The sequence below is a fragment of the Amycolatopsis alkalitolerans genome, from assembly GCF_006152065.1.
In the GTDB taxonomy this organism is placed as follows: Bacteria; Actinomycetota; Actinomycetes; order Mycobacteriales; family Pseudonocardiaceae; genus Amycolatopsis_E; species Amycolatopsis_E alkalitolerans.
The window spans coordinates 112,105-137,548 of record NZ_VDFW01000010.1; the positions used below are offsets into that span (position 1 = coordinate 112,105).

The window sequence follows — 25,444 nt, forward strand, 5'->3', positions numbered from 1 at the left end:
GGGAGGACAACCATGCGCATCACCCAGGGCACCTTTTCCTACCTGCCCGACCTGACGGACGAGGAGATCTCACTCCAGATCCAGTACGCGCTCGACAACGGATGGCCGCTTTCGGTCGAGCACACCGACGATCCGCATCCCCGCAACCACTACTGGGACATGTGGGGCCTGCCGATGTTCGACCTGCACGACGCGGCCGGCGTGCTGTACGAGGTCAACGAATGCCGCCGGGCCTATCCGGACCGGTATGTCCGGGTGAACGCCTACGACGCGTCGTACGGCCGGCAGACCACGGCACTGTCGTTCCTCGTCAACAGGCCGGCGGCTGAGCCGGGCTTCCGGCTCGACCGCCACGAGGACGCCGACCGGCAGGTGCGTTACGCGCTGCATCCGTACGCGCTCGACGCGCCCGCCGGCGACCGGTACCGGCCCGAACCGCGATGACGGGCTTCTCGATGCCCCGGCGGCCGGAGGACCGGCCGCCGGGGCAGCCGGCCGAGGACACGATGGACGAACCGGCACTCCCGCCGGACGCGACCGTAGACCTGGGCGCCGAGCGCAAATCGTCCAATGTGGACGAGGTGCTCGACACCCTCGACGCGGAACTCGTCGGGCTGGGCGGGGTGAAGTCGCGCATCCGCGAGATCGCCTCGCTGCTGTTGCTCGACCGGGTGCGCCGCCGGTTCGGCCTCGATTCGGCCCGGCCCAACCTGCACATGTGCTTCACCGGCAGCCCGGGCACCGGCAAGACGACGGTGGCCCTGCGGATGGCGGAACTGCTGCACCGGCTCGGGTACCTCGACCGCGGCCACCTCGTCGCGGCGACCCGGGACGATCTCGTCGGGCAGTACATCGGGCACACCGCCCCCAAGACCAAGGAAGTCCTCAAACGCGCGATGGGCGGCGTGCTGTTCATCGACGAGGCCTACTACCTCTACCGCGCCGAGAACGAGCGGGACTACGGCCAGGAGGCCATCGAGATCCTGTTGCAGGTCATGGAGAACCAGCGGGAAGACCTCGTCGTCATCCTCGCCGGTTACGAGGACCGGATGGACGCGTTCTTCAGCTCCAACCCGGGGATGAGCTCGCGTATCGCGCATCATCTCGACTTCCCCGATTACGAGCTCGACGAGCTGATGGCCATCGCGCGCCTGATGGTCGGGCAGGAGAACTACCGCTTCTCCGCCGAATCCGAGGCCGCGTTCCGCGACTATCTCGGGCGGAGGCGGCAGCAGCCGCGGTTCGCCAACGCCCGCAGCGTGCGCAACGCACTCGAACGCGGCCGGCTCCGGCAGGCGAGCCGGCTGTTCGACGGCGAGGACCGCGTCTGCGGCAAGCAGGAACTCATGACGTTCGCGCCCGAAGACTTCCTGGCCAGCCGGGTGTTCTCGGCGCGGCCCGTGGAAACGGAGGCATCGTGACGATCAGGGTCGGTATCAACGGCTTCGGCCGCATCGGCCGCAACTTCTGGCGCGCCGTGCGCGCCGGCGGGCACGACATCGAGGTGGTGGCCGTCAACGACCTCGGTGACATGGCCACGATGGCCCACCTTCTCAAGCACGACAGCGTGCTGGGCATGCTGGCCGCGGAAGTCGCGGTGACCGGCGAGGGCATCGCGGTGGACGGGCAGGTGATCACGGCGCTGGCCGAGCGTGACCCGGCGAAGCTGCCGTGGCGGGACCTCGGGGTCGACGTGGTGATCGAGTCGACGGGGTTCTTCACGAACGCCGAGGACGCGAGCCGCCATCTGGACGCGGGGGCGCGCAAGGTCATCATCTCCGCGCCGGCGAAGGGCGAGCACCTGACCGTCGTGCTCGGCGTGAACGACCATCTCTACGACGGCTCGCAGACGGTCATCTCGAACGCGTCGTGCACGACGAACTGCCTGGCACCGCTGGTGAAGGTGCTGCATGACGCGTTCACCATCGAAACCGGCCTGATGACGACCATCCACGCCTACACGCAGGACCAGAACCTGCAGGACGGGCCGCACAAGGACCTGCGCAGGGCACGCGCCGCCGCGCTCAACGTCGTGCCGACCTCGACCGGCGCGGCCAAGGCGATTGGCCTGGTGCTGCCCGAACTCAAGGGCAAGCTCGACGGGTACGCCCTCCGCGTTCCGGTACCGGTCGGCTCGGTCACCGACGTGACCGTCACGGTGTCCCGCGAAACCAGCGAGGAGAAGGTCAACGCGGCGCTCAGGGCCGCCGCGGACGGCCCGATGAAAGGGATCGCGCGCTACAGCGAGCAGCCGATCGTGTCCTCCGACATCGTCGGCGACCCGGCTTCGTCGATCTTCGACGCGCCGCTGACGAAGGTGCTCGGAAACCAGGTGAAGGTCGTGTCGTGGTACGACAACGAGTGGGGTTACGCGAACCGGCTCGCCGACCTCACCGTTCTGGTCGGCGCCAAGCTCTGAAACATCCGGTGGCGCGGCGGGCTCAATCCCATTCGAGCCCGCCGCGCCGCCACACGTAGGCGTAGGCGACCAGCACCGGCAGCATGAACAGGCCCATCTCGACGAGCCCGAAGACGCCGAAGGCGCTTGAGTTCACCGCCCACGGGTAGAGGAACACGATGTCCACGTCGAGCAGGATGAACAGCATCGCCGTGACGTAGAACCGGATCGGGAACCGTCGCGCCGGCTGGGACCGCCCCGGCTGCACGCCGCATTCGTACGGGTCGAGCCCGGGGCCGCTCGAACGGTGCGGACCCAGGAGCCGGCCCGCGACGACCGACACCGTGGCGAATCCCGCCGCGAGCGCACCCAGAACCACGATGGGCAGCCAAGGGTTCATCGTCGACACCTCGTTTCGTTACTGGAGGAAGGAAGCGGCCTGGCCCGCGAGACCGAGCAGTGGGCCCGGCGCCACCCCCGCGCCGACGGTGACCAGCCCGGCGACCGCGATCACCGCCGCGACGCGCGCGGTCGGCCGGGTGATCGCGGCACCGCCGGGACGTGGCTCGTGGAAGAACATCAGCACGATCACCCTGGCGTAGAAGAAGACCGCGATCGCGCTGGCGAGCGCCGCGACGATCACCACCGCGAACCCGCCACCCGCGAGCACGGCCGAGAACACCGCGAACTTGCCGACGAACCCGCCGGTCAGCGGGATCCCGGCAAGGCCGAGCAGCAGCACCGCGAAGATCCCCGCCGCGACCGGCGAGCGCCGGCCGAGCCCGGCCCACGACGCGAGCCTGGTCGTGTCGCCGCCGCCGTCGTGGACCAGCGTCACGAGCGCGAACGCACCGAGCGTGCCGAAGCCGTAGACGGTGAGGTAGAACAGTGTGCCGGCGATCCCGGACCGGCTCGCGGCCACGACGCCGAGCAGCATGAACCCGGCGTGGGCGACGGCGGAGTAGGCGAGCATGCGCTTGACGTCCTGCTGCGCCACCGCGATCACGACGCCGAGCACCATGGTCAGGGCGGCCACCCCGGTCAGCACCGGCCGCCAGTCCTGCTCCGCGCCCCCGAACGCCACCGTGAACAGGCGCAGGAAGGCACCGAAGGCACCGATCTTGGTCACCGCGGCCAGCAACGCCGTGACGGCGGTCGGCGCGCCCTGGTAGACATCCGGCACCCAGCTGTGGAACGGCGCGGCACCGATCTTGAACAGCAGGCCCACCGCGAGCAGCGCCATCCCGATCAGCAGCAGCGGCCGGTGCGCGCCGGAAGCGACCGCGGCGCGGATGTCCGGGAAGGCGACCGATCCCGCGAACCCGTACACCATCGCGGAGCCGTAGACGAAGAACGCCGCCGAGAATCCGCCCAGGACGAAGTATTTCAGCGAGGCCTCGTGCGCCACCTTCGCGCGCGCACGGGCGAGCCCGGCCAGCAGGTACAGCGGCAACGACAGGACCTCGACCGCGACGAACATCGTCAGCAGGTCGTTCGCCGCCGGCAACAGCAGCAGCCCGCCGACCGCGAACATGGTCAGCGGCAGCGCCTCGGGCGGTGGTGGCTCGGCGCCGCGGCCGGCGATCAGCAGTACCGCCAGTATCGCCAGCACCAGCGCGGCTCCCTGCAGGAACAACGCGGGCCCATCGATCACAACGGACCCGGCCGCGGTGACGGTGTGCCCACCGCGCACGGCCACCAGCACCAGGCACACCAGCGCCCCGGCGAGCCCGCCGACCGCCAGTGGCAACTGGCCACGGTGCCGGGCCTGGCGTGGCGCGAACGTCGTCACCAGCACGCCGAGCACCCCGGTCGCGAACACCACCAGCATCGGCGCGACCGCCGGGTAGTCGATCTGCGGCGGGGTCACGGCTGCTCACCTCCCGCGATACCGGCCTGCTGGGCGGTTCCCGCGACCACCGGCTCGATCACGTCGAGCACCGGCTTCGGGTACAGCCCCAGGATCAGGATCAGCGCCAGCAGCGGCGCCACCACCCAGCGCTCGCCGGTGCCGAGGTCCCGCACCCCTTCGGTCCAGGGCCGCGCGTGCCCGGTCATCGTCCGCTGGTACAGCCACAGCACGTACACGGCGGCGAGCACCACTCCCCCGGCGGCGATCACGGCCGCGACCGGATGCGTCGTGAAAGTACCCACCAGCACGAGGAATTCGGCCACGAAACCGGACAGGCCGGGTAGCGCGAGCGTGGCCAGTCCCGCGAACAGGAACGTGCCGGCCAGCACGGGAGCGACCCGTTGCACACCGCCGTAGTCGGCGATATGGCTCGAGCCGTGCCGCTTGATCAGGAACCCGGCGAGCAGGAACAGCGCGGCCGCGGACAGCCCGTGACTGACCATGTAGAACGCGGCTCCGGCCTGGCTCTGCGTGGTCATCGCGAACACGCCCAGCGTGATGAACCCGAAGTGGGACAACGAGGTGTAGGCGATCAGGCGGGTGATCTCCGGTTGCCCGATCGCGACGAGCGCGCCGTAGACGATGCCGATCACGCTCAGCACGACCACGAGCGGGGTGAAGAACCGCGAGGCTTCCGGGAACAGCTGCAGGCAGTACCGGAGCATGCCGAACGTGCCGGCCTTGTCGAGCACCGCCACCAGGAGCACGGCTCCGCCCGGCGTGGATTCCGCGACGGCGCCGGGCAGCCAGCTGTGCAGTGGCCACAGTGGAGCTTTGATCGCGAAGGCGAGGAAGAATCCGGCGAACAGCAGGCGCCCGGTCACCGGGTCCAGCCGCAGGGTGCCCTGCTGCACCGCCTCGACGAGCGCCGGCAGGTCGAACGTCCCCGCCCGCACACCGAGCGCGATCACCGCCGCCAGCATGATCAGGCCGCCGAAAAGACTGTAGAGCAGGAACTTCATCGCGGCGGCGGCGCGCCGCGGACCGCCGTAGCGTCCGATGAGGAAGTACATCGGGATGAGCATGACCTCGAACAGCACGTAGAACAGGAACACGTCGGTGGCCGCGAAGACGCCGATCGTGATGGCCTCCAGCACCAGCACGAGCGCGAAGTACCCGCGCCCGGCCTGCCCGGCGGCGATGACGAGCGGCGTGAGCACCACGGTCAGCGCGACGAGCGTCAACCCGACCCCGTCGAGGCCGAGGCTGTAGGAGATGCCGAACTGCGGGATCCAGGAATGCCGCTCCGCCAACTGGAAACCCGGCCCGCCGACGCGGAACCGCGTGGCCGCGAGCGCCAGTACGACCACGGCCACCAACGCGAAGGCGAGTGCCACCCGCCGCGCCGTGCGATCGTCCCGCGGCAGCGTGGCCACGAGCAAAGCCCCGATCAGCGGCACGGCGACGAGCGTGGTCAGCCAGGGAAAGCTCATCGCGATCACCGCCCCGCCACGAACGCCGCGAGGAGCACGGTCGCGCCGGCGAACATCCAGAGCGCGTATCCACGCACGTATCCGGTCTGGGCCCGGCGCAGCACGGCCGCGCCCCGGGCGACCGTGCCGCCGACGCCGGTGACGACCCCGTCGAGATCCTCCTCCGCCGGACCCGCCAGCCAGCGGGAGAGCGCGCGGCCAGGCCGCATGAACAGCGCCTCGTTGAGCGTGTCGCCGTACAAGTCCCGTCGCGCGGCACGCACGAGCGCACCGGCCGCACGCCCGGACCGGCCGTGCTGTCGCCCGGCCACCGCGATGCCCGCGCCGACCACGGTGAGGATCAGCGCCGTCCACACCCACCCGGGAAGCGGCGTGTGGGGCTCGGGCGGCTCGCCGAGCACCGGGGTGAGCCAGCCCACCAACCGCCCACCGAGCCAGAGCAGCAGACCGGCCCCGGCCGAGCCGAGCGCGAGCACGCCCATCGGCACGAGCATCGTCGGCGGCGACTCGTGCGGGCGGACACCCTCGGCCCACTTCCGGCTGCCGAAGAAGGTCATCAGCACCACGCGTGTCATGTAGAACGCGGTCAGCCCGGCGCCCGCCAGCGCCGCCGTGCCGAGCGCCCAGCCCACCGCGCCACCGGCGCCGAAGGCCGCCTCGATGATGCGGTCCTTGGAGAAGAACCCGGCGAACGGTGGCACCCCGATGATCGCCAGGTAGCCGGCACCGAACGTGAGGAACGTGGCGGGCAGCACCACGCGTAGGCCGCCGTATCGGCGCATGTCCACCTCGTCGTCCATCGCGTGCATGACCGAACCCGCGCCGAGGAACAGCCCTGCCTTGAAGAACCCGTGGTTGACCAGGTGCATGATCGCGAGCGCGTATCCGGCCGGCCCCAGGCCCACCGCCAGCATCATGTAGCCGATCTGCGACATGGTCGAGGCTGCCAGTGCCTTCTTGATGTCGTCCTTGGCGCAGCCGATCACCGCGCCGAACAGCAGCGTGGCCGCGCCGACGAGCGCGACGGCCAGCCGTGCGTCCGGTGCCACCGCGTAGATCTCGTGCGATCTGGCGATGAGGTAGACCCCGGCGGTGACCATCGTGGCGGCGTGGATGAGCGCCGAGACCGGGGTCGGCCCCTCCATCGCGTCCAGCAGCCACGACTGCAGCGGCAACTGGGCGGACTTCCCGCACGCGGCGAGCAGGAGCAGCAGGCCGATCGCGGTCGCGGTGCCGCCGGCCGAGCCGGCGCGGGCGAACACCGTGTCGAACCCCGGCGAGCCGAAGGCGGCGATCATCAGCATCATCGCCACCAGCAGCCCGGCGTCGCCTACGCGGTTGACCACGAACGCCTTCTTCGCCGCGACGGCCGCGGCCGGTTTGTGCTGCCAGAACCCGATCAGCAGGTACGAGGCGAGACCGACGCCCTCCCAGCCGATGAACAGCACGACGTAGTCGTCGGCGAGCACCAGCAGCAGCATCGCCGCCACGAACAGGTTGAGGTACCCGAAGAACCGGCGGCGGCGCGGGTCACCGGCCAGGTAGGCGACCGAGTAGACGTGGATGAGGGCGCCGACCCCGGTGATCAGCAGCACGAACGTGAGCGACAGCGGATCGAGCAGCAGCCGTACGTCCACCCGCAACCCGCCGACGGAAAGCCAGGTGAACAGCGGCACGTGCAGAACCCGTTGCGCCGGGCCGAATCCGGCGATATCCACAGTGGACAGTACGCCCAGCGCGAACGCGGCCGCCGTCGTCGCGACTCCCAGCAGGTGCCCCCACCGGTCCGTCCGCCGCCCGCCCAGCAGCAGCACGGCGGCGCCGGCGGCGGGTAACGCGACGATGAGCCAGGCGGTCGATCCGGACATGGCATTCCCTCAATGCTTGAGCAGGTTGGCGTCGTCGATCGAGGACGACCGGCGGTCGCGGAAGGCGGCCATCACGATCGCGAGGCCGACCACGACCTCCGCGGCGGCGACGACCATGGTGAAGAACGCGAACACCTGGCCGTCGAGGTGGCCGTGCATCCGTGAGAAGGCGACGAACGCCAGATTCGCCGCGTTGAGCATCAGCTCGACGCACATCAGCACGACGATCGCGTTGCGCCGCATCAGGACACCGACGGCGCCCAGTCCGAACAGGACGGCCGAGAGGTAGAGGTAGTTCGCCGGGTTCACCGAGCACCTCGGCGGCCCGGCACGGAATGCCACGCGGGTGTGCCGTCCGGCAGCCGCGCCGGAACGTCCACCGAGTTGCGGTCCGCGTAGACGCCCGGCGGCGGCAAGGGGCTGACCTGGCCGCCCAGCATGAGCCGGCGGATCCGCTCCCGCGACAGTTCGCGCTGCGTCTTGCGGGCGGCGCCGCGCTGCCCGGCCAGCGTCATCGTGCCCAGCGCGGCGGTGATCAGCAGCGCGCTGGTCACCTCGAAGGCCCAGACGTACCGGGTGAAGATCAGCGTCGCGAGACCCGGTACGTCGCTACCGGCCGGCGCGGCCGGTCCGGACGGCGCGAGCGCCGCGGCGCCGACCCCCGCGACGACCAGCACCGCGAACCCGAGCCCGGTCAGCACGGCGGCCACCCGCTGCCCGCGCAACCGCTCCACCAGTGACTCGGCGGCGTCGACGCCGGCCGTCATCAGCACGAACAGGAACAGCATCATCACCGCGCCGGCGTAGACCACGACCTGGACCACGGCGAGGAAGGCCGCGCCCTGCCCGAGGTAGCAGACCGCCAGGCCGAGCATGGCCAGCGCGAGCAGCAGAGCGCTGTGCACGGCCTTAGGCGCCGCCAGCATGCCGGCGGCGGCCGCCACGACGACCGGCGCGAGAATCCAGAACATGATCGTCTCGGTCATCGGGTGCTCCCCTCCACCGGCAGTACCCGGTCCGCGTAGTAGTCGGCGGTGCTCGTTCCCGGCGCCATGGGATGGGGCGGCGCGACCATGCCGGGACCCAGCTCCGCCAGCAACTGCTCCTTCGTGAACACCAGCTGCTCGCGGCCCAGGTCCGCGAGCTCGAACTCGGGGCTCATCGTCAGCGCCCGCGTCGGGCAGGCCTCGACGCACAGGCCACAGAAGATGCAGCGCAGGTAGTTGATCTCGTACCGCCGGCCGTACCGCTCACCCGGCGAGTACCGCTCGGCGTCGGTGTTGTCCGCACCCTCCACGTGGATCGCGTCCGCCGGGCAGGCCCACGCGCACAGCTCGCAGCCGACGCATTTCTCCAGCCCGTCGGCATACCGGTTGAGCACGTGACGGCCGTGGAAGCCGTCCGGCGTCTCCTTGCGGTGCTCCGGATAGAACTCCGTGGTGGGTTTGCGGAACATCGCCCCGAAGGTGACACCGAACCCCGCGACGGAATCGAGGAACCTACCCACGCCCGGCCTCCCTCAACGGTGTGCGCGGCACCGGAAACCCCGGGTAGCCGTTGTCGACGGGCCTGGGCCGTCCACGCCTGCGGCGGAACGCCAGCGGCGCCACAGCCAGCACGACGGCGACCGCGCCGGCGATGACCAGGGCGCCGGCCCCGGCGCCCTGGTCGCGCAGTGTCTTCACGACGGCCACCACGACGATCCAGCCCAGCGAGAACGGGATCAGGCCCTTCCACCCCAGCGCCATGAACTGGTCGTAGCGCAGCCGGGGCAGCGTGCCGCGCAGCCAGATGAACACGAACAGCAGCAGCAACACCTTGCCCAGCAACCACAACGCGGGCCAGCCTCCCCGGTTCGCCCCGTCCCACAACGAGATCGGCCACGGCGCCCGCCAGCCGCCGAGGAACAGGGTGCTGGCCAGCGCGGACACCGTGACCATGTTGATGTACTCGGCGAGCATGAACGTCGCGAACTTCAGCGACGAGTACTCGGTGTGGAAACCCCCGACCAGCTCACCCTCGGCCTCGGGCAGGTCGAACGGCGCGCGGTTGGTCTCCCCCACCATCGCCACCAGGTAGATCAGCAGGGACGGGGCCAGCAGCACCCCGAACCACAGCCGCTGCTGGGCCTGCACGATGTCCGATGTGGACATCGAACCGGCGACGAGGAAGACGCTGACGAACGACAGGGCCATCGCGATCTCGTAGGAGATCACCTGCGCCGCCGAGCGCAACCCGCCCAGCAGCGGGTACACCGAGCCCGATGACCAGCCGGCCAGCACGATGCCGTAGACCCCGGTCGACGCGGCGGCGAGCACGAACAGCACGCCCACGGGCAGATCCGTGAGCTGCAGGGCGGTGGTGTGGCCGAACACGGTCACCGCGGGGCCGAACGGGATGACCGCCATCGACAGGAACGCGCACGTCCCGGCGATCATCGGGGCCAGCACGAACACCACGCGGTCGGCCGCCTTCGGGGTGATGTCCTCCTTCAGCGCGAGCTTGAGCGCGTCGGCGAGCGACTGCAGGGTGCCCCACGGGCCGACCCGGTCCGGGCCGACCCGCATCTGCATGAAGGCCACGACCTTGCGCTCGTAGACGACGCAGAACATGGTGATGAGCAGCAGCAGGGCGAAGATCGCGACCGCCTTCCCGGCGACCAGCCACCACGGGTCCCGCGCGAGCAACTGTGCCGCGGTCATCTCGCCTCACCCTCCAGACGAGGTGCCGTGAGGGGGTCCCTCACGGCCCTATAGGGCATGAGGGGGTCCCTCACGGCATTCGGGGCGATCCGCACTAGCGAGCCGCTGGGCGCGCCGAGCGTCTCCAGCACGGTGCAGCCCTTCGAGTTCTGCGGGAGCCACACGACCCGCTCGGGCAGGTCGGCGACCGCGAGCGGCAGGGTGATCGAGCCCGTCGCCGTGGACACCGTGAGACCATCGCCGTCCGCCACGCCGATTTCGGCGGCGGTGCTCGCCGAAAGCCGCGCGACCGGGCGGCGCGCCGCGGCGGCCAGGTTCGGCTCGCCGTCCTGGAGGCGGCCGTTGTCCAGCAGCATCCGCCAGGTGGCGAGCACGGCCTCGCCCTCGCGCGGCGCGACGTGCACCGGGCTGACCGGTTCGAACCGGGGCCGGGCCCCGGACCAGGAACCGAGCCGGGCCAGTTCCTGCCGCGCGCCGTCCACGGTGCCCAGATCCGCACCCGCGCGGGCGGCGATCGCGGTCAGCACCCGATGGTCGGGCCAGCGGCCCACGTCGCGCACGGCGGCTTCGAACGCGCGGTGCCGGTTCTCCCAGTTGACGAACGTCCCTGCCTTCTCGCTGGGCACCGCGACCGGGAGCACGACGTCGGCGCGCTCGGTCACCGCCCCGGCACGCGTTTCCAGGCTCACGACGAACGGCGTCCGTTCGAGGGCCTGCAAGGCCGTGCGGGGGTCGCGCAGGTCGGCGGGCTCGACCCCGGCCACGAGCAGCGCGCCGAGGTCGCCGCCCGCGCCCGCGGCGAGGATCGATTCGGTGTCACGGCCAGGTTCCGCCGGTAGCGAGCGCACTCCCCACGCCCCGGCCACTTCGGCGCGGGCCCCGGCATCGGCCACCGGACGGCCGCCGGGCAGCAACGTGGGGAACGCTCCCGCCTCCAGCGCGCCGCGGTCCCCGGCGCGGCGCGGCACCCAGCCCAGCGCCGCGCCGGACTCCTCGGCCAGGTGGGCCACCGCGGTCAGCGCACCGGCCGAGCCCGCGAGCCGCTCGCCCACGAGAATCACCGTGCCAGGAAGGGAAAGCGCCTGCCGTGCTTCGTCCGAGGCCAGTGCACCGGCCTCCTCGCCGGGCACCACGCGCAGCAGCGTTCCCTCGAGCTTTTCCAAGCCACGGCTGGCGAACGGTGCAACGGACAGCACCCGGAGGCCCGCCCGGACGGCCTTACGCAGCCGCAGGAACACGATCGGCGCTTCTTCCTCGGGTTCGAGCCCGGCGAGCAGCACGACCGGCGCGCGCTCCAGGTCCGCGTAGGCGGGGCCATCCCCAGGCGCGACCATCGTGGTGAGGAAACCCGTTTCCTCCACGGAAAGCGGCCGGGCGCGGAAGTCCACATCGTTCGTACCGAGCACGATCCGCGCGAACTTCGCGTAGCCGTAGGCGTCTTCCAGGCTCAAGCGCCCGCCGGTCAGCACACCCGCGTTGCCGCGCGCCGCGACCAGCCCCGCGGCGGCCGCCGCCAGCGCGTCCGGCCATGGCACGGATTCGAGGCGGCCGGTCCAGCGGTCCCGCACCAGCGGCGCGGTGAGCCGGTCGGCCGCGGTGGCGTACTGGAAGGCCCACCGTCCCTTGTCGCAGCTCCATTCCTCGTTGACCGCCGGATCGTCACCCGCGTTCCGTCGCACGACTTCGCCGCCCCGCGAATCGGTACGGATGGCGCAGCCGGCGGCGCAGTGCTCGCACACCCCCCGCGTCGACACCAGGTCGAAGGGGCGGGAGCGGAACCGGTACGAGCTCGCGGTGAGCGCGCCGACCGGGCAGATCTGCACCGCGTTGCCGGAGAAGTACGAGTCGAACGTGGTCGACTCCCCCACCCCGATCTGCTGCTCGGAACCTCGCTCCATCAGCGCGATCAGCGGATCGCCCGCCACCTGCTCGGCGAACCGGGTGCAGCGCGCGCACTGCACGCACCGCTCGCGGTCGAGCAGCACGAGGCTGGAGATCGCGACCGGCTTCGGGAAGGTGCGCTTGGGACCGGCGAACCGGGACCGGGTGCCGCCGTTCGTCATGGCCTGATTCTGCAGCGGGCATTCGCCGCCCTTGTCGCAGACCGGGCAGTCCAGCGGGTGGTTGATGAGCAGCAGTTCCATCACCCCGCGTTGCGCGCGCTCGGCCATCGGCGAGGTGAGGTGGGTGCGCACCGCCATCCCAGGGGTCACCGCCGCCGTGCACGCGGTGACGGGTTTCGCCTGCCCGGTCACCTCCACGAGGCACTGGCGGCAGGCGCCAGCCGGTTCGAGCAGCGGGTGATCGCAGAACCGGGGGATCTCGACGCCGGCCGCTTCGGCGGCGCGGATCACCAGCGTGCCCGGGGGCACGGTGATCTCGGTTCCGTCGACGGTCAGCGTGACCAGCTCGGTCTCCTCGCTCGTGGCGGTCACCGCCGGGCTCCCTCGTCGGCGAAGAGCGCGCTGCGCTCAGGCGGGAACGGGCACGCGCCGAGCCGCAGATGCGCCAGGTACTCGTCCCGGAAGTGGGCGACCGACGAGACGATCGGGCTGGTGGCGGCGTCACCGAGGGCGCAGAACGAGCGGCCCGCGACGCTGTCGCACACGTCGAGCAGCTTGTCCAGGTCGTCCACGCCCGCAGTGCCGCGCTCCAGTTCTTCGAGGATCCGCGTCAGCCAGAACGTGCCCTCGCGGCACGGCGTGCACTTGCCGCACGATTCGTGCGCGTAGAACTCCGACCAGCGCAGCACCGCACGCACCACACACGTCGTCTCGTCGAAGATCTGCAGCGCCTTGGTGCCGAGCATGGATCCGGCCGCCGCGACGCCCTCGTAGTCGAGCGGGATGTCCAGATGTTCCGCGGTGAGGATGGGGGTCGAGGAACCACCCGGCGTCCAGAACTTCAGCCGGTGCCCGTCGCGGACGCCGCCCGCGCGGGTGAGCAGGTCTCGCAACGTGGTCCCGAGTGGAGCCTCGTACTGACCGGGCCGCGCGACATGCCCGGAAAGCGAGTACAGCGTGAAACCCGGGGACTTCTCGGTGCCCATCGAGCGGAACCAGGCCGCGCCCTCGCGCAGGATCGCGGGCACGCTCGCGATCGTCTCGACGTTGTTGACCACGGTCGGGCAGGCGTAAAGGCCCGCGGTCGCGGGGAACGGCGGGCGCAGCCGTGGCTGCCCTCGCCGGCCCTCCAGCGAGTCCAGCAACGCCGTCTCTTCGCCGCAGATGTAGGCGCCCGCGCCCGCGTGCACCACGACGTCGAGGGAGAACCCCGAACCGAGGATGTCCTCGCCGAGGTAGCCGGCGGCGGCCGCCTCGGCGACGGCCGCGTGCAGCCTCCTCAGCACCGGGGCCACCTCGCCGCGGACGTAGATGAACGCCTGCCGCGCACGGATCGCGTAGGCGGCGATGACGACACCCTCGATCAGTTCGTGCGGGCAGGCCATCATCAGCGGCACGTCCTTGCACGTGCCCGGCTCCGACTCGTCGGCGTTGACCACCAGGTAGTGCGGTTTGCCGTCGCCCTGCGGGATATAGCCCCATTTCACGCCGGTCGGGAAACCCGCCCCGCCACGCCCCCGCAGCCCGGCGGCCTTGACCGCGGCGATCACGTCGTCGGGCGGCATGGCCAGCGCGGTCGCGAGCGCGCGGTAGCCGTCGTGCCGCCGGTAGGTCTCCAGCGTCCACGACTCCGGCTCATCCCACGTCCGCGTGAGCACCGGCGTCATGGCGTGCCCCCTTCCTCGCAGAACCCGGCCAGGAGGCGCGAGGTCTGCCGGAACGTGCACAGTGGACTCGTACCTCGCGAGGGCGACACCGCGCGCCCGGCACGCAGGTCGTCGACGAGCTGCCGCGCGGCCGCGGGGGTCATCGTGTCGAAGAACTCCCAGTTGACCATCATCACCGGCGCGTGGTCGCAGGCCGCGTTGCACTCCAATGCCTCGAGCGTGATGGAGCCGTCTTCGGGCACGTACTCCCGCAAGGCGGCGAGGATGGCGTCGCCGCCCATGACCGCGCACAGCGTGTTGGTGCAGACCCCGACGAGGTAGTCGCCGACCGGGGCGCGTTTGTACATCGTGTAGAAGGTCGCGACCGCCTGGACCTCGGCGACGGTGAGGCCGAGCCGCCGCGCGCAGAACTCGATGCCAGCGGCCGAGACGTGGCCTTCCGCCGACTGCACGAGGTGCAGCAACGGCAGCAGTGCCGAGCGGGCTTGCGGGTAGCGCGCGACGACCGCGTCCGCGTCCGCCGCCAGCTCAGTCCATACCGTACTGTCCACTGTGGTCACCGGTCGACACCTCCCATCACCGGGTCGATCGACGCGATCGAGGCGATCACGTCGGCGACCATGCCGCCCTCGCACATCGCGGGAACGGCCTGGAGGTTGACGAACGAGGGGTCGCGCATGTGCACGCGGTACGGGCGGGTGCCGCCGTCGCTGACCGCGTGCACGCCCATCTCCCCGCGCGGGGACTCCACCGCCGAGTACACCTGTCCCGGTGGCACCCGGAAACCCTCGGAGACCAGCTTGAAGTGGTGGATGAGCGACTCCATCGACTCGCCCATGATCTCGCGGACGTACTCGTGGTCGTTGCCCAGACCGTCTCCGCCCACGGTCAGTTGCGCGGGCCAGGCGATCTTCCGGTCCGCCACCATCACCGGGCCCGGCCGCAGCCGGTCCAGGCACTGCTCGACGATCGACAGCGACTGCCTGATCTCCTCCAGCCGCACCCGGAACCGGCCGTAGGCGTCGCAGCCGTCCCAGGTCGCCACGTCGAACTCGTAGTTCTCGTAGCCGCAGTACGGCTCGCTCTTGCGCAGATCGTGCGGCAGCCCGGCGGCGCGCAGGATCGGCCCGGTGATCCCGAGCGCCAGGCAGCCGGCGAGGTCGAGGTAGCCGATATCCCGCGTGCGCGCCAGGAAGATCCGGTTCGCGGTGCACAGCTGCTCGTAGTCGCGGATCCGCTCGCGCATCACCTTCACGAACCCCGCGATGTGCTCGTCCGCCCCCTCCGGCAGGTCGCGTGCCACGCCACCGGGCCGGACGAAGGCGTGGTTCATCCGCAGCCCGGTGATCAGCTCGAACAGGTCGAGGACCAGTTCGCGTTCCCGGAAACCGATGGTCATCACGGTGAGCGCGCCGATCTCCATCCCGCCGGTCGCGATCGACACCAGGTGCGAGGAGATCCGGTTGAGCTCCATCAGCAGGACGCGGATGACGCTCGCGCGCTCGGGCACCTGCTCGGTGATACCGAGGAGCTTCTCCACGGCGAGGCAGTAGGCGACCTCGTTCGCGAACGGAGCCAGGTAGTCCATCCGCGTGATGAACGTGACCGCCTGCGTCCATGTCCGGTATTCCAGGTTCTTCTCGATCCCGGTGTGCAGGTAGCCGATCCCGCACCGCGCATCGGTGACCGTCTCGCCCGCCAGCTCCAGGATCAGCCGCAGCACCCCGTGCGTGGACGGGTGCTGCGGTCCCATGTTGACCACGACCCGCTCTTCCGGCACCTCGCCGGCGCCGTCGACGACGGTGTCCCAGTCGCCGCCGGCGACCGTGAACACCGCGGCACTCTCCTCGCGGAATTCCACTGTGGACATCAGCGGTACGACCTCCGCTCGTCGGGCGGTGGCACGGACGCGTCCGGGTACTCGACGGGAATGCCGCCGAGCGGGTAGTCCTTGCGCTGCGGGTGCCCGTCCCAGTCGTCGGGCATCTGGATGCGGGTGAGCCCGGGGTGGCCGTCGAACACGACCCCGAAGAAGTCGTAGGTCTCGCGCTCGTGCCAGTCCGCGGTCGGGTACACCGGCACGATCGACGGGATCCGCGGATCGCCGTCGGGACAGGACACTTCGAGGCGGAGGCGCCGGTTGTGGGTGATGGACAGGAAGTGGTAGGTCGCGTGCAGTTCGGCGCCCTCGTCCTGCGGGTAGTGCACGCCGGAAACCGAGCAGCACAGTTCGAACCGCAGGGCCGGCACGTCGCGCAGTGCCATGACGACCTGAAGGAGCCGTTCGCGCCGCACGACGAAGGTGAGCTCGCCGCGATCGACGACGGCACGCGGCACGGCATCGGTGAGCGGCACCCCGTGCTCGGCGAGTTCGTTCGCCAGCTGGTCGGTCACCTCATCGAACCAGCCCCCGTATGGTCGCGGGCTTCCTTCGGGCTGCCGGACCGTGTGGCGCAGCCGGCCGTACCCGGACGTGTCACCGGGACCGTCCACTCCGAACATTCCGGCGCGGACGGAAACGACGCCCGGGCGCTCGGCGCTCATCGAGCCGCTCCCATCGGCCTTCGCTGGATTTCCTCGTGCAGGGTGAGGATCGCGTGCATGAGCATCTCGGGGCGGGGCGGGCAGCCGGGCAGGTACACGTCGACCGGCACCACGTGATCGACGCCCTGGACGATCGCGTAGTTGTTGAACATGCCGCCCGAAGACGCGCACGCGCCCATCGACAGCACCCACTTCGGGCCGGCCATCTGGTCGTAGACCTGGCGCAGCACCGGTGCCATCTTCTGGCTCACCCGCCCGGCGACGATCATCAGGTCCGCCTGGCGCGGGGACGCGCGGAACACCTCCATCCCGAAGCGGGCCAGATCGTAGCGGCCCGCGCCGGTCGCCATCATCTCGATCGCGCAGCACGCCAGCCCGAACGTGGCCGGCCACAGCGAGTTCTTCCGCACCCACCCGGCGAGCTTCTCGACGCCGGTGAGCAGGAAGCCGCTGGGCAGCTTCTCTTCCAGGCCCATAGTTCCTCCGCGCGATCGACTGTCAGCGGTTGGGGTCGAGCAGGTGGGACAGCAACAGAAGCTGCGTGATGGCCAGCGGCTCGCTGCGCACGCCCCCGCCGAGGTTGCCGAGCGTGAGCGGCACCTCCCCGGCGTCGACGCCGAGCCGTTCCCAGATCGCCTTCTCCACCACGAGGCTTTCTTCGCGGGGCACGTACCCGTGGATGTGCAGGGTGTCGACCGGGCGGCCGTCGGCGTCCCTGGTGAGCTTGAGGTGGATGGCTCGCTGCTCGTTGCCGGCCAGCACCCGGCTCAGGTCCGGATGGTTCATCGTGGGCCGCAGCAGCAGCTCCGCCGACAGCGGCGTGCCGGGCGGATCGTGCCGGCCGGCGATCGGCGCGAAGCGGACCACGATATCGGCGAAGGCCCGCTGCGGGCGGATGAACTCGGCCGACTCGGGCTCACGCCGCTCCAGCTCGGCGAGCACCGCTTCGGTCTGGTAACCGCGCTTCTCGGTGTCCCGCTTTACTTTCCACTGCCGCCGGACCTCCTCGGGCGGATCGAGATAGATCGAGATGTCGAAGCAGGCGCGAGTCAACCTGGTGTGCAGGGGAAGCAGCCCCTCGACGATCACGAACTCGTGCGGCTCCACCAGCTCGGGCCGGGTCAGCTCCCCCGTGTGGTGGTCGTAGACCGGCTTGAGGATCGGGCGGCCGGTCGCGAGCAGCTGCAGATGCTGTTCGATGATCTCGACGTAGTTGCAGTCGGGATGCAGCGCCGTGAACGGCAGCCCCTTGCGTTCGCGGCGGTCATAACGGTGGTAGTCGTCCACGCAGATCGTGGTGACCCGGTCCGGGCCGAGTGCCTCGGCTAGTCCCGCGGTCAGCGTGGTCTTGCCGGCGGCGCTGTCGCCGGCGACGGCGATCATCACCGGCCGGCCGGGCCGGTCGTTTTCGACTCGCTCGATCCGGATCAGCTTGTGGGGCATGCCCGCTCCCGTCCCATCTTCCGCAGGGCCGTCTCCACCACGGCCGTGACCGTGAACCCGAGTTCGGCGTACACGGTCGCACCGGGTGCGCTCGCGCCGAACCGGCTCAGCCCGAGCACCGCGTCGCCGGTGCGGGCCAGTGCCTGCCATCCGCCGGGCACGCCGGCCTCGATCCACACCACCGGGCAGTCCGGCAGCCGGGCCTCGCCCGTGGCCAGTGCCCGCTCGAACTGCTCGCGCCACGGCACCGACAGGACCTCGACGGCGACGCCTTCATCCGCCAGTTCACCGGCGGCGCCGAGCGCCAGCGCGACCTCGGAACCCGTGGCGGCCAGCACGATCTCGGGCTCGCGCGCGTTCGTCCACACTGGACGGGCGCCGACGCGGCCGATCGGGTGGTCCTCCGACGGCGGCTGCAGTACGGGCAGATCCTGCCGGCTCAGCACGAGCGCGGTGGGCCCGCCGGCCCGCTCCAGCGCCACCTGCCAGCACGCCGCGGTTTCGTTGGCGTCGGCCGGCCGCAGCACCGCGAGGTCCGGGATGAGCCGCAGCGACTCCAGCTGCTCCACCGGCTGGTGGGTCGGGCCATCCTCGCCGACCATGATCGAGTCGTGGGTGAACACGAACACCACCGGCAGCCCCATCAGCGCGGCCAGCCGGATCGACGGCCGCAGGTAATCGGAGAAGACCAGGAAAGTGCTGCCGTAGCACCGGAACCCGCCGTGCAGGGTGAGGCCGTTCAGCACGCCGGCCATCGCGTGCTCCCGGATGCCGAAATGCAGCGTCCGGCCGCCCTGGTCGGCCGCGGACACGTCGCCGCCGCCCGGGATCGTCGTGTTCGTGGAGGCCGCCAGATCCGCGGATCCGCCCACCAGGCTCGGAAAGACCGTGGCGACCGACTCCAGCACGATGCCGGAAGCCTTCCGGGTGGCCATTTTCGTGCCCGGTTCGAACACCGGCAGCCATCCGGCGAGACCGGCCGGCGGGCCCAGCGGCGCCGCCGGATCCCACTGCGCGGCCAGCTCGGGATGCGCCTGGACCCACTGCCGGCGACGGTCGGTCCACGCGAACTGCTCGGTCTGCGCGCGGGCCGCCAGTTCGGCGCACCGCTTGCCGACTTCGGGCGGCACGTGGAACTTCTCCGCCGGCCAGCCGAAGGCCGCACGGGTGGCGGCGAGCCGCTCGTCGCCGAGCGGCGCGCCGTGTGCCTTGCTGGTGCCCGCCACCCCGGGTGCGCCGTACCCGATCGTGGTGCGCACCGCGACCAGGCTCGGCCTGCCTTCCTCGGCGGCCGCCTCGGCGAGCGCCGCGATCACCGCCGGCCCGTCGTTGCCGTCGGCGACACGCGTGGTGTGCCAGCCGTACGCCGCGAACCGGGCCGCCACGTCGTCGGAGCAACTCCGGCTCGCGGGCCCGTCGATCGTGACGTCGTTGTCGTCGAAGACGACGATCAGGCGGCCCAGGCCGAGGTGCCCGGCCAGCGACGCGGCCTCGTGGCTGATGCCTTCCATCAGGTCGCCGTCCCCGGCCAGCACCCAGGTGCGGTGGCCGACCACGGTGTGCTCCGGTGTGTTGGCACGGGCGGCGAGCATCCGCTCGCCCAGTGCCATCCCCACCGCGTTCGCCAGACCCTGCCCGAGCGGCCCCGTGGTGGTCTCCACGCCGGGCGTGTGGCCGTACTCCGGATGCCCCGGTGTGCGCGAACCCCACTGGCGGAACTCGCGCAGTTCCGAGGCCGCCAGGTCGTAGCCGAACAGGTGCAGCAACGCGTAGAGCAGCATCGAACCGTGCCCGGCCGAGAGCACGAACCGGTCCCGGTCCGGCCATCCCGGCTCCGCCGGATCGTGCCGCAGGAACCGCGACCACAGCGCCCACGCCGGCACCGCGGCGCCCATCGGGAGCCCGGGATGGCCACTGCGGGCCTCCTGCACGGCGTCGGCCGCGAGCATGCGGATCGTGGTGACCGCGAGGTCGTCCGCCTCGTCCCAGTGTTCGTCCCGCCGGTTCATGCCGCGTCCTCGCGCACCGTCGCGAGCTGCCGCAGCCGCGCGAGTTCCGCCGCCATCGCGCCACGCCGGCGGAACAGCGCGGACCCGGTGCAGAAGGTGGTCGCCCCCGCACGCGCCGCGCCGCCGATGGTGTCCGGCCCGATCCCGCCGTCGACCTCCAGCTCGATCGGCCGCCCGGTCCGCTCGATGAGAGCTCGCGCCTCCGCGATCTTGGATTCCATTGTGGACAGGTAGGCCTGGCCGCCGAAACCGGGATTCACGGTCATCACCAGCACCAGATCCACGAGATCGAGCACATGCTCGATGGCCGACAGCGGCGTCGCCGGATTCACCGCGACGCCGGCGCGGACACCCAGATCGAGGATCGCGGTCAGCGTCCGGTGCAGATGCCGGCACGTCTCCGCGTGCACGATCACGAGCTCGCAACCGGCCTCGACCCAGCGTTCGAGCAGGGGTTCGGGCCGCACTACCATCAGGTGTGCCTCGAATCCGACGTCGACCACGCGGCGCACCGACGCGATCACGTCGGGCCCGATGGTCAGGTTCGGCACGAAAACGCCGTCCATGACGTCCCACTGGATGCGATCTATTCCGGCTTCCTCGAGGGAACGGCATTCCTCGCCGAGCCGGGCGAAATCCGCCGGCAGTATCGAAGCCACCAGGCGCGGCCGCGGTGGGGTCGGCTGCATTCTCCAGACCTCCCGAGTCGTTGTCATCCGAAAGGTAAGTCGGGGCCGCGGCGGGGCGATCCCCCCGCACGGGGGTGCGGACGGGGGAATCGCGAAATCGCCGGGAACAGGGTCGTTGCGCGTAAACTCCAGTTATGCAGAACCAGCCGTTGCGAGTCCTGGTGGTCGACGACCACGCCATGGTCCTCGAAGGACTCAAAGCGGTCCTGGGACGTTTTCGCGGTCGCGTACGGGTCGTCGGGCAGGCACTCGACGCGGACGAGGCGCAGTCACTGGTGGCCAGCCTCGATCCGGACATCGTCCTGGTGGATGTGCGGCTGCGTGGTTCGATGAGCGGGCTGGACCTGTGCCGCCGGCTGATCGACGCGGCCCCGGACCGCAGGGTGGTCCTGCTGAGCGCGTACGACGACGAGCAGTACCTCTTCCAGGCCATGCGGGCGGGCGCGGCGGGCTACCTGCTCAAGTCGATCGGCGGCGAGGAACTGGTCCGCCAGCTCGAACTCGCCGCCGCCGGCGAGAAGGTCGTCGACCCCAGCATGGCCGGGCGGGCCGTCGCGTCCGCGGCACGGCTGCAGGCCGGCGAGTTCTGGCCGGGCGCGCACCTGTCGCTGACCCAGCGCGAAAGCGAGGTGCTCGGCCATCTCGTGGCGGGACTGTCCAACCGCGCCATCGCCGGCAAGCTCGTGCTCGGCGAGGAGACGATCAAGAGCCACGTACGGGCCATCTTCCGCAAGCTCGACGTCAACGACCGGGCCGGTGCCGTCGCCACCGCGCTGCGCGAAGGAATCTTCCAGTGAACCAAGGTCTCGGCCTCGCCGACCCCGGGCGCGAAAACGCGTTGCTGGTCGGCATCATCGAAGCCATCTCCGCCGGGCCGGAGCTCACCCTGCTGGCGGCCAGGGTCGCGCCCCTGATCGCCGAGGCGACGAACACCGACGTGTGTTTCGTGCACGTGCTCGACGACACCGACCGTTCGCTGACACTGGCCGGTGCCACGCCCCCGTTCGACGACCAGGTCGGCGCGGTACGGCTGCCGCTCGGCGAGGGCGTCGCGGGATGGGCCGCGAGCCACGGTCAGCCGGTGGTCCTCGTCGAGCACAAGGAACGGGACCCGCGCTACCGCTACTTCCCCCAGTTGCGCGGCGAGGACTACACGTCGATGGTGTCGGTGCCGATGGCGAGCGAACCCGGCGGCCTGGTCGGCGTGCTCAACGTGCACACCCGCGTCCGGCGCGATTTCACCGACCGGGACGTGCGGCTGCTCACCTCGATCGGCAGCCTGCTCGCCGGGGCGATCCACCAGGCCCGGCTGCATCGCCGGCTCACCGCGCGCGAACGCGCGCACGAGCGGTTCACCGAGCAGGTCATCGCGGCGCAGGAGACCGAACGGCGCCGGCTGGCGGCGGACATCCACGACGGCATCACCCAGCGGCTGGTCAGCCTTCGCTTCCACCTCGACGCGGCGGCCGGCGCGCTGAGCGAGGGCTGCGGGTTCGCGGCCGAGCAGGTCGAGCGGGCACGCGAACTGGCCGACCTCACCTTCGACGAGGCACGGGCGGCGATCAACGGCCTGCGGCCGCCGGTGCTGGACGATCTCGGCCTCGCCGACAGCCTCGCGAGCCTCGCCCGGTCCCTCGGCGAACTGGACGTGCTGGTGGACACCGAGGACTGCACGCTGCCGGACCACGCCGCGATCGCGCTGTACCGGATCGCGCAGGAGGCACTGCAGAACGTCGTCAAGCACGCGCAGACGAGGGCGGTCGCCCTGCGACTGAGGACCGATGCCGGCGAGGTCGTCCTCGAGGTCAGCGACACCGGGCGCGGTTTCGACCGGGACGGGGCGTTCTTCGGTGACGGCTCCCCTTCCGGCGGCTACGGCATGGTCAGCATGGCCGAGCGCGCGGAGCTCATCGGCGGCCGGCTGGCCATCACCTCGCGGCCAGGGCAGGGGACCACGGTCACCGCACGCGTTCCCGTCCGGTGACCCCGATCCCGGCGCTCAGCGGCCCGCCGTGGTCGGCCCGGCACGCCGCGAATCCGGGATAGACCGCGGCCGCGCCGGTGAAGTTCTGGCGGCGGGTGTAGTCGTTGGTCACCACGACGCACGAGAGGCCCGCGGCGACCGCGGCGCGCAGGCCGTTGGCGGAATCCTCCACCGCGACCGCGCGGGACGCGGGCAGCCCGAGGCGGCGCAGCACCTCGAGGTAGACCGCCGGATCCGGTTTGAGCGCGCGGATCTCGGTGCCGGTCACCACTTCCTCGAACAGGTCCGGGCCGAACAGGCGGTCCAGCAACGGTTCCACCCACTCGCGGGTGCCCGTCGTGGCGACGGCCAGCCGCACCCCGGCCGATGTCAGCTCCCGCAGCAGCTCCCGGAGCCCGGGCCGCGCGGCGATCCCGCCGTTCGTAACGAGATCTCGCATCCGCTCGGTCTTGTCACGGTGCAGCCGCGCCGCGAGATCGGCCGCCTCGCTCGCATCGTGCCCGCGGCTCTCCAGGTAGGCGGCCAGCCGGCGGCGGCCACCGGTGATGTCGAGCAGCCGGCCGTACTCCCCGACGTCCCAGCTGTAGGGCAGCTGGTTCGCCGCGAAGGCCGCGTTGAACGACGGCCGGTGCCCGTCGCGCTCGCTGTCGACGAGGGTGCCGTCGACGTCGAACACGACCGCCGCGAACGGCTCATGCGACATCGTCACGCGCCAGTTCGCCGCCGTTCAGCGCGGCCGAGTTGCAGCGCACCCGGTCCGCCAGCGCGTCTTGCCCGGCCTCGACCCGTTCCGGCTGCCCCTGCCAGGCCGCCAGCGCGGGGTCCACCAGAGCCCGGCCGAACGAGAACGTGAGCGGCCACGGCACGTCGAAGCCCTGCATCGCGGCCAGGTTTTCCGTCGCCTGGGTGACCGGCTGGCCGCCGGACAGGAAGGCGATCCCGGCGACCTCCTCCGGGACCACGCCGCGCAGCGTGGCGACCGTGGCCTTCGCGACCTGCTCGGGATCCGCGAGCTCACCGGAGGACTTGCCGGGTACCACCATGTTCGGCTTCAGCACGGCCCCCGCCAGAGCGACACCGGCCTCGCGCAGTTCGGCGAAGACGTCGACCAGCGTCGCCGTGGTCGCCGCGGCGCACGCCGCCATGGAGTGCTCACCGTCCATCAGGACCTCGGGTTCGACGATCGGCACGACGCCGGCTTCCTGGCACAGTCCGGCGTAACGGGCCAGCGCGTGGGCGTTCGCCCGGCGTGCCCAGCTGCCCGGCCTGCCGTCGCCGATCACGATCACCGCACGCCATTTGGCGAACCGCGCGCCGAGCCCGGCGTACTCGGTGAGCCGCTCGCGTAGCCCGTCGAGGCCCTCCGTGACCTTCTCCCCCGGCGCCCCCGCGAGCGGCTTCGCACCGGTGTCGACCTTGATGCCGGGCAGCAGCCCGGCGCCGGCGAGCGCCGCCGGGAACGTCTGTCCGTCCGATGTGGACTGACGGAAGGTCTCGTCACAGAGGATCACGCCGCTGATCCCGTCCGCCAGGCCTGGAGTGGTGACGAGGAGCTCGCGGTAGGCCCGCCGGTTCTCCTCCGTCGGTGCGACGCCGGCCTTCTCCAGCCGGGCGGACATGGTCGCGATGCTTTCGTCCGCGGCGAGGATCCCCTTGCCCGGGGCCACCATTTCGGCGGCGGTGGCTTGCACGCTCACGCGCTGAACTCCTTTTCTTCCGTGTGGTGGCGGTAGTCGACCACGCTGTAGGCGCCGAGGCGATCGAGCTTGTGCTCGCTGACCACATACCGCACGGTGCCGCTGCGCGCGCGCATCACCAGCGATTCGGTGGTCGCCGCGAGCCGTCCATACCGGACCCCACGGAGCAGCTGGCCGTCGGTGACCCCGGTGGCGACGAAGAAGGCCTCCTCACCGGCCACGAGGTCGTTCGTGGTCAGCACCCGGCTCAAGTCGTGTCCCGCAGCCAGCGCCCGCTCGCGTTCCTCATCGTCGCGAGGGGACAGGCGGGCCTGGATGACGCCGCCGAGACATTTCAGCGCGCAAGCGGCGATGACGCCCTCCGGAGTTCCGCCGACACCCAGCAGAAGGTCGATACCGGTACCCTCGCGCGCGGCCATCACCGCACCGGCCACGTCGCCGTCGGAGACGAACCGGATCCGGGCCCCGGCCTCACGTACTTCTTCGGCCAGACGGCTGTGCCGGGGCCGGTCGAGTATGCAGACGGTCACGTCCTCGGGATCGCCGCCCTTGGCCTTGGCGACCGCGCGGACGTTGTGCGCCACCGGGGCTTCGATGTCGACGGCGTCCGCCGCGTCGGGCCCGGTCACGAGCTTGTCCATGTAGAACACCGCGGACGGGTCGTACATCGTGCCGGCCGGGCTGACCGCGAGCACGGAGATCGCGTTGCCCATTCCCTTCGAGGTCAACGTCGTCCCGTCGATCGGGTCGACCGCCACGTCGCACGGCGGCCCGTCCCGGCTGCCGATCTCCTCGCCGTTGTGCAGCATGGGCGCCTCGTCCTTCTCGCCCTCGCCGATCACCACGACGCCCCGGATCGGCAGCGTGTCGGTCATCGCGCGCATCGCGTCCACCGCCGCCCGGTCCGCGCCGTTCTTGTCGCCACGGCCCACCCACCGGCCGGCGGACATCGCGGCCGCTTCGGTGACCCGGACCAGATCGAGCGCGAGGTTTCGATCCGGCGCTGGCCGGGCTGTCCTGGATTCCACGCGGCCT

24 protein-coding genes and 1 pseudogene are annotated in these 25,444 nt (G+C 71.1%); 5 read left to right on the plus strand and 20 right to left on the minus strand.

Annotation, left to right across the window (positions count from 1 at the left end):
• Positions 1–12: 12 nt before the first annotated feature.
• Genes FG385_RS14180 through gap form a run of 3 tightly spaced genes read left to right on the plus strand, consistent with a single transcriptional unit; the run spans position 13 to position 2,419 of the window.
• On the plus strand, positions 13–444 hold the full coding sequence (locus FG385_RS14180) for a ribulose bisphosphate carboxylase small subunit (RefSeq protein WP_139097174.1): 432 nt from the start codon (positions 13–15) through the stop codon (positions 442–444).
• Positions 441–1,421: a CbbX protein gene (gene cbbX, locus FG385_RS14185; RefSeq protein ID WP_139097175.1), complete on the plus strand. Its 981-nt coding sequence runs from the start codon at positions 441–443 to the stop codon at positions 1,419–1,421. Before FG385_RS14180 ends, cbbX begins: the two co-directional genes overlap by 4 nt.
• Complete coding sequence (gene gap, locus FG385_RS14190; RefSeq protein WP_139097176.1) at positions 1,418–2,419, plus strand: type I glyceraldehyde-3-phosphate dehydrogenase; 1,002 nt, start codon at positions 1,418–1,420, stop codon at positions 2,417–2,419. Before cbbX ends, gap begins: the two co-directional genes overlap by 4 nt.
• A gap of 22 nt (positions 2,420–2,441) precedes the next feature.
• Here the strand turns inward: gap and FG385_RS14195 are convergent, their stop codons facing one another.
• The 17 genes and pseudogenes from FG385_RS14195 to rpe form a co-directional block, all read right to left on the minus strand.
• Positions 2,442–2,798: an NADH-quinone oxidoreductase subunit A gene (locus FG385_RS14195; protein ID WP_139097177.1), complete on the minus strand. Its 357-nt coding sequence runs from the start codon at positions 2,796–2,798 to the stop codon at positions 2,442–2,444.
• An 18-nt stretch (positions 2,799–2,816) separates the two neighbouring features.
• On the minus strand, positions 2,817–4,229 hold the full coding sequence (nuoN, locus tag FG385_RS14200) for an NADH-quinone oxidoreductase subunit NuoN (RefSeq protein ID WP_139097256.1): 1,413 nt from the start codon (positions 4,227–4,229) through the stop codon (positions 2,817–2,819).
• 35 nt (positions 4,230–4,264) lie between these two features.
• Positions 4,265–5,743, minus strand: coding sequence for an NADH-quinone oxidoreductase subunit M (locus tag FG385_RS14205; RefSeq protein WP_139097178.1), 1,479 nt, complete (start codon positions 5,741–5,743; stop codon positions 4,265–4,267).
• Positions 5,744–5,748: 5 nt separating this feature from the next.
• Positions 5,749–7,611 carry an NADH-quinone oxidoreductase subunit L gene (gene nuoL / locus FG385_RS14210; RefSeq protein ID WP_139097179.1) on the minus strand — a complete coding sequence of 621 codons (1,863 nt, stop codon included), beginning with the start codon at positions 7,609–7,611 and terminating at the stop codon, positions 5,749–5,751.
• A 9-nt stretch (positions 7,612–7,620) separates the two neighbouring features.
• Positions 7,621–7,920: an NADH-quinone oxidoreductase subunit NuoK gene (gene nuoK / locus FG385_RS14215; protein ID WP_139097180.1), complete on the minus strand. Its 300-nt coding sequence runs from the start codon at positions 7,918–7,920 to the stop codon at positions 7,621–7,623.
• On the minus strand, positions 7,917–8,597 hold the full coding sequence (locus FG385_RS14220; protein WP_139097181.1) for an NADH-quinone oxidoreductase subunit J: 681 nt from the start codon (positions 8,595–8,597) through the stop codon (positions 7,917–7,919). The genes nuoK and FG385_RS14220 overlap by 4 nt, the downstream gene beginning before the upstream one ends.
• Positions 8,594–9,118: an NADH-quinone oxidoreductase subunit NuoI gene (nuoI, locus tag FG385_RS14225; protein ID WP_139097182.1), complete on the minus strand. Its 525-nt coding sequence runs from the start codon at positions 9,116–9,118 to the stop codon at positions 8,594–8,596. The genes FG385_RS14220 and nuoI overlap by 4 nt, the downstream gene beginning before the upstream one ends.
• Positions 9,111–10,313 (minus strand): NADH-quinone oxidoreductase subunit NuoH, encoded by a 1,203-nt coding sequence (gene nuoH, locus FG385_RS14230; RefSeq protein ID WP_139097183.1) that lies wholly within the window; start codon positions 10,311–10,313, stop codon positions 9,111–9,113. The genes nuoI and nuoH overlap by 8 nt, the downstream gene beginning before the upstream one ends.
• Complete coding sequence (locus FG385_RS14235) at positions 10,310–12,748, minus strand: NADH-quinone oxidoreductase subunit G (RefSeq protein ID WP_139097184.1); 2,439 nt, start codon at positions 12,746–12,748, stop codon at positions 10,310–10,312. Before FG385_RS14235 ends, nuoH begins: the two co-directional genes overlap by 4 nt.
• Positions 12,745–14,043, minus strand: coding sequence for an NADH-quinone oxidoreductase subunit NuoF (nuoF, locus tag FG385_RS14240; RefSeq protein ID WP_139097185.1), 1,299 nt, complete (start codon positions 14,041–14,043; stop codon positions 12,745–12,747). Before nuoF ends, FG385_RS14235 begins: the two co-directional genes overlap by 4 nt.
• Complete coding sequence (gene nuoE, locus FG385_RS14245) at positions 14,040–14,603, minus strand: NADH-quinone oxidoreductase subunit NuoE (protein WP_235022565.1); 564 nt, start codon at positions 14,601–14,603, stop codon at positions 14,040–14,042. Before nuoE ends, nuoF begins: the two co-directional genes overlap by 4 nt.
• A complete protein-coding gene (locus FG385_RS14250; RefSeq protein ID WP_139097187.1) occupies positions 14,600–15,913 on the minus strand; it encodes an NADH-quinone oxidoreductase subunit D in 1,314 nt (437 codons plus the stop codon). The genes nuoE and FG385_RS14250 overlap by 4 nt, the downstream gene beginning before the upstream one ends.
• Positions 15,913–16,587: an NADH-quinone oxidoreductase subunit C gene (locus FG385_RS14255; protein WP_139097188.1), complete on the minus strand. Its 675-nt coding sequence runs from the start codon at positions 16,585–16,587 to the stop codon at positions 15,913–15,915. The genes FG385_RS14250 and FG385_RS14255 overlap by 1 nt, the downstream gene beginning before the upstream one ends.
• Positions 16,587–17,063: pseudogene (locus FG385_RS14260) on the minus strand (NuoB/complex I 20 kDa subunit family protein); the annotation flags it as partial. The pseudogene FG385_RS14260 and the gene FG385_RS14255, both read right to left, overlap by 1 nt.
• Before the next feature lie 22 nt (positions 17,064–17,085).
• The gene (locus FG385_RS14265) at positions 17,086–18,030 is read right to left on the minus strand and encodes a phosphoribulokinase (RefSeq protein WP_139097189.1); all 945 of its coding nucleotides are present in this window, start codon (positions 18,028–18,030) and stop codon (positions 17,086–17,088) included.
• Positions 18,015–20,039 carry a transketolase gene (tkt, locus tag FG385_RS14270; RefSeq protein ID WP_139097190.1) on the minus strand — a complete coding sequence of 675 codons (2,025 nt, stop codon included), beginning with the start codon at positions 20,037–20,039 and terminating at the stop codon, positions 18,015–18,017. Before tkt ends, FG385_RS14265 begins: the two co-directional genes overlap by 16 nt.
• Positions 20,036–20,728 (minus strand): ribulose-phosphate 3-epimerase, encoded by a 693-nt coding sequence (gene rpe, locus FG385_RS14275; RefSeq protein ID WP_139097191.1) that lies wholly within the window; start codon positions 20,726–20,728, stop codon positions 20,036–20,038. The genes tkt and rpe overlap by 4 nt, the downstream gene beginning before the upstream one ends.
• Before the next feature lie 134 nt (positions 20,729–20,862).
• On the opposite strand from rpe, the gene FG385_RS14280 reads away from it, so the two are divergent.
• Entirely contained in the window at positions 20,863–21,525 is a 663-nt protein-coding gene (locus FG385_RS14280; protein WP_139097192.1) for a response regulator, read from the plus strand.
• Entirely contained in the window at positions 21,522–22,712 is a 1,191-nt protein-coding gene (locus tag FG385_RS14285) for a GAF domain-containing sensor histidine kinase (RefSeq protein ID WP_139097193.1), read from the plus strand. The genes FG385_RS14280 and FG385_RS14285 overlap by 4 nt, the downstream gene beginning before the upstream one ends.
• On the opposite strand, the gene FG385_RS14290 is transcribed toward FG385_RS14285, so the two are convergent.
• The 3 genes from FG385_RS14290 to glpX are packed head-to-tail and all read right to left on the minus strand — an operon-like array spanning position 22,687 to position 25,437.
• Positions 22,687–23,415: an HAD-IA family hydrolase gene (locus FG385_RS14290; protein WP_139097257.1), complete on the minus strand. Its 729-nt coding sequence runs from the start codon at positions 23,413–23,415 to the stop codon at positions 22,687–22,689. The genes FG385_RS14285 and FG385_RS14290 overlap by 26 nt on opposite strands.
• Positions 23,405–24,409 carry a class I fructose-bisphosphate aldolase gene (locus tag FG385_RS14295; RefSeq protein WP_139097194.1) on the minus strand — a complete coding sequence of 335 codons (1,005 nt, stop codon included), beginning with the start codon at positions 24,407–24,409 and terminating at the stop codon, positions 23,405–23,407. The genes FG385_RS14290 and FG385_RS14295 overlap by 11 nt, the downstream gene beginning before the upstream one ends.
• Complete coding sequence (glpX, locus tag FG385_RS14300; protein ID WP_235022566.1) at positions 24,406–25,437, minus strand: class II fructose-bisphosphatase; 1,032 nt, start codon at positions 25,435–25,437, stop codon at positions 24,406–24,408. The genes FG385_RS14295 and glpX overlap by 4 nt, the downstream gene beginning before the upstream one ends.
• Positions 25,438–25,444 lie beyond the last annotated feature (7 nt).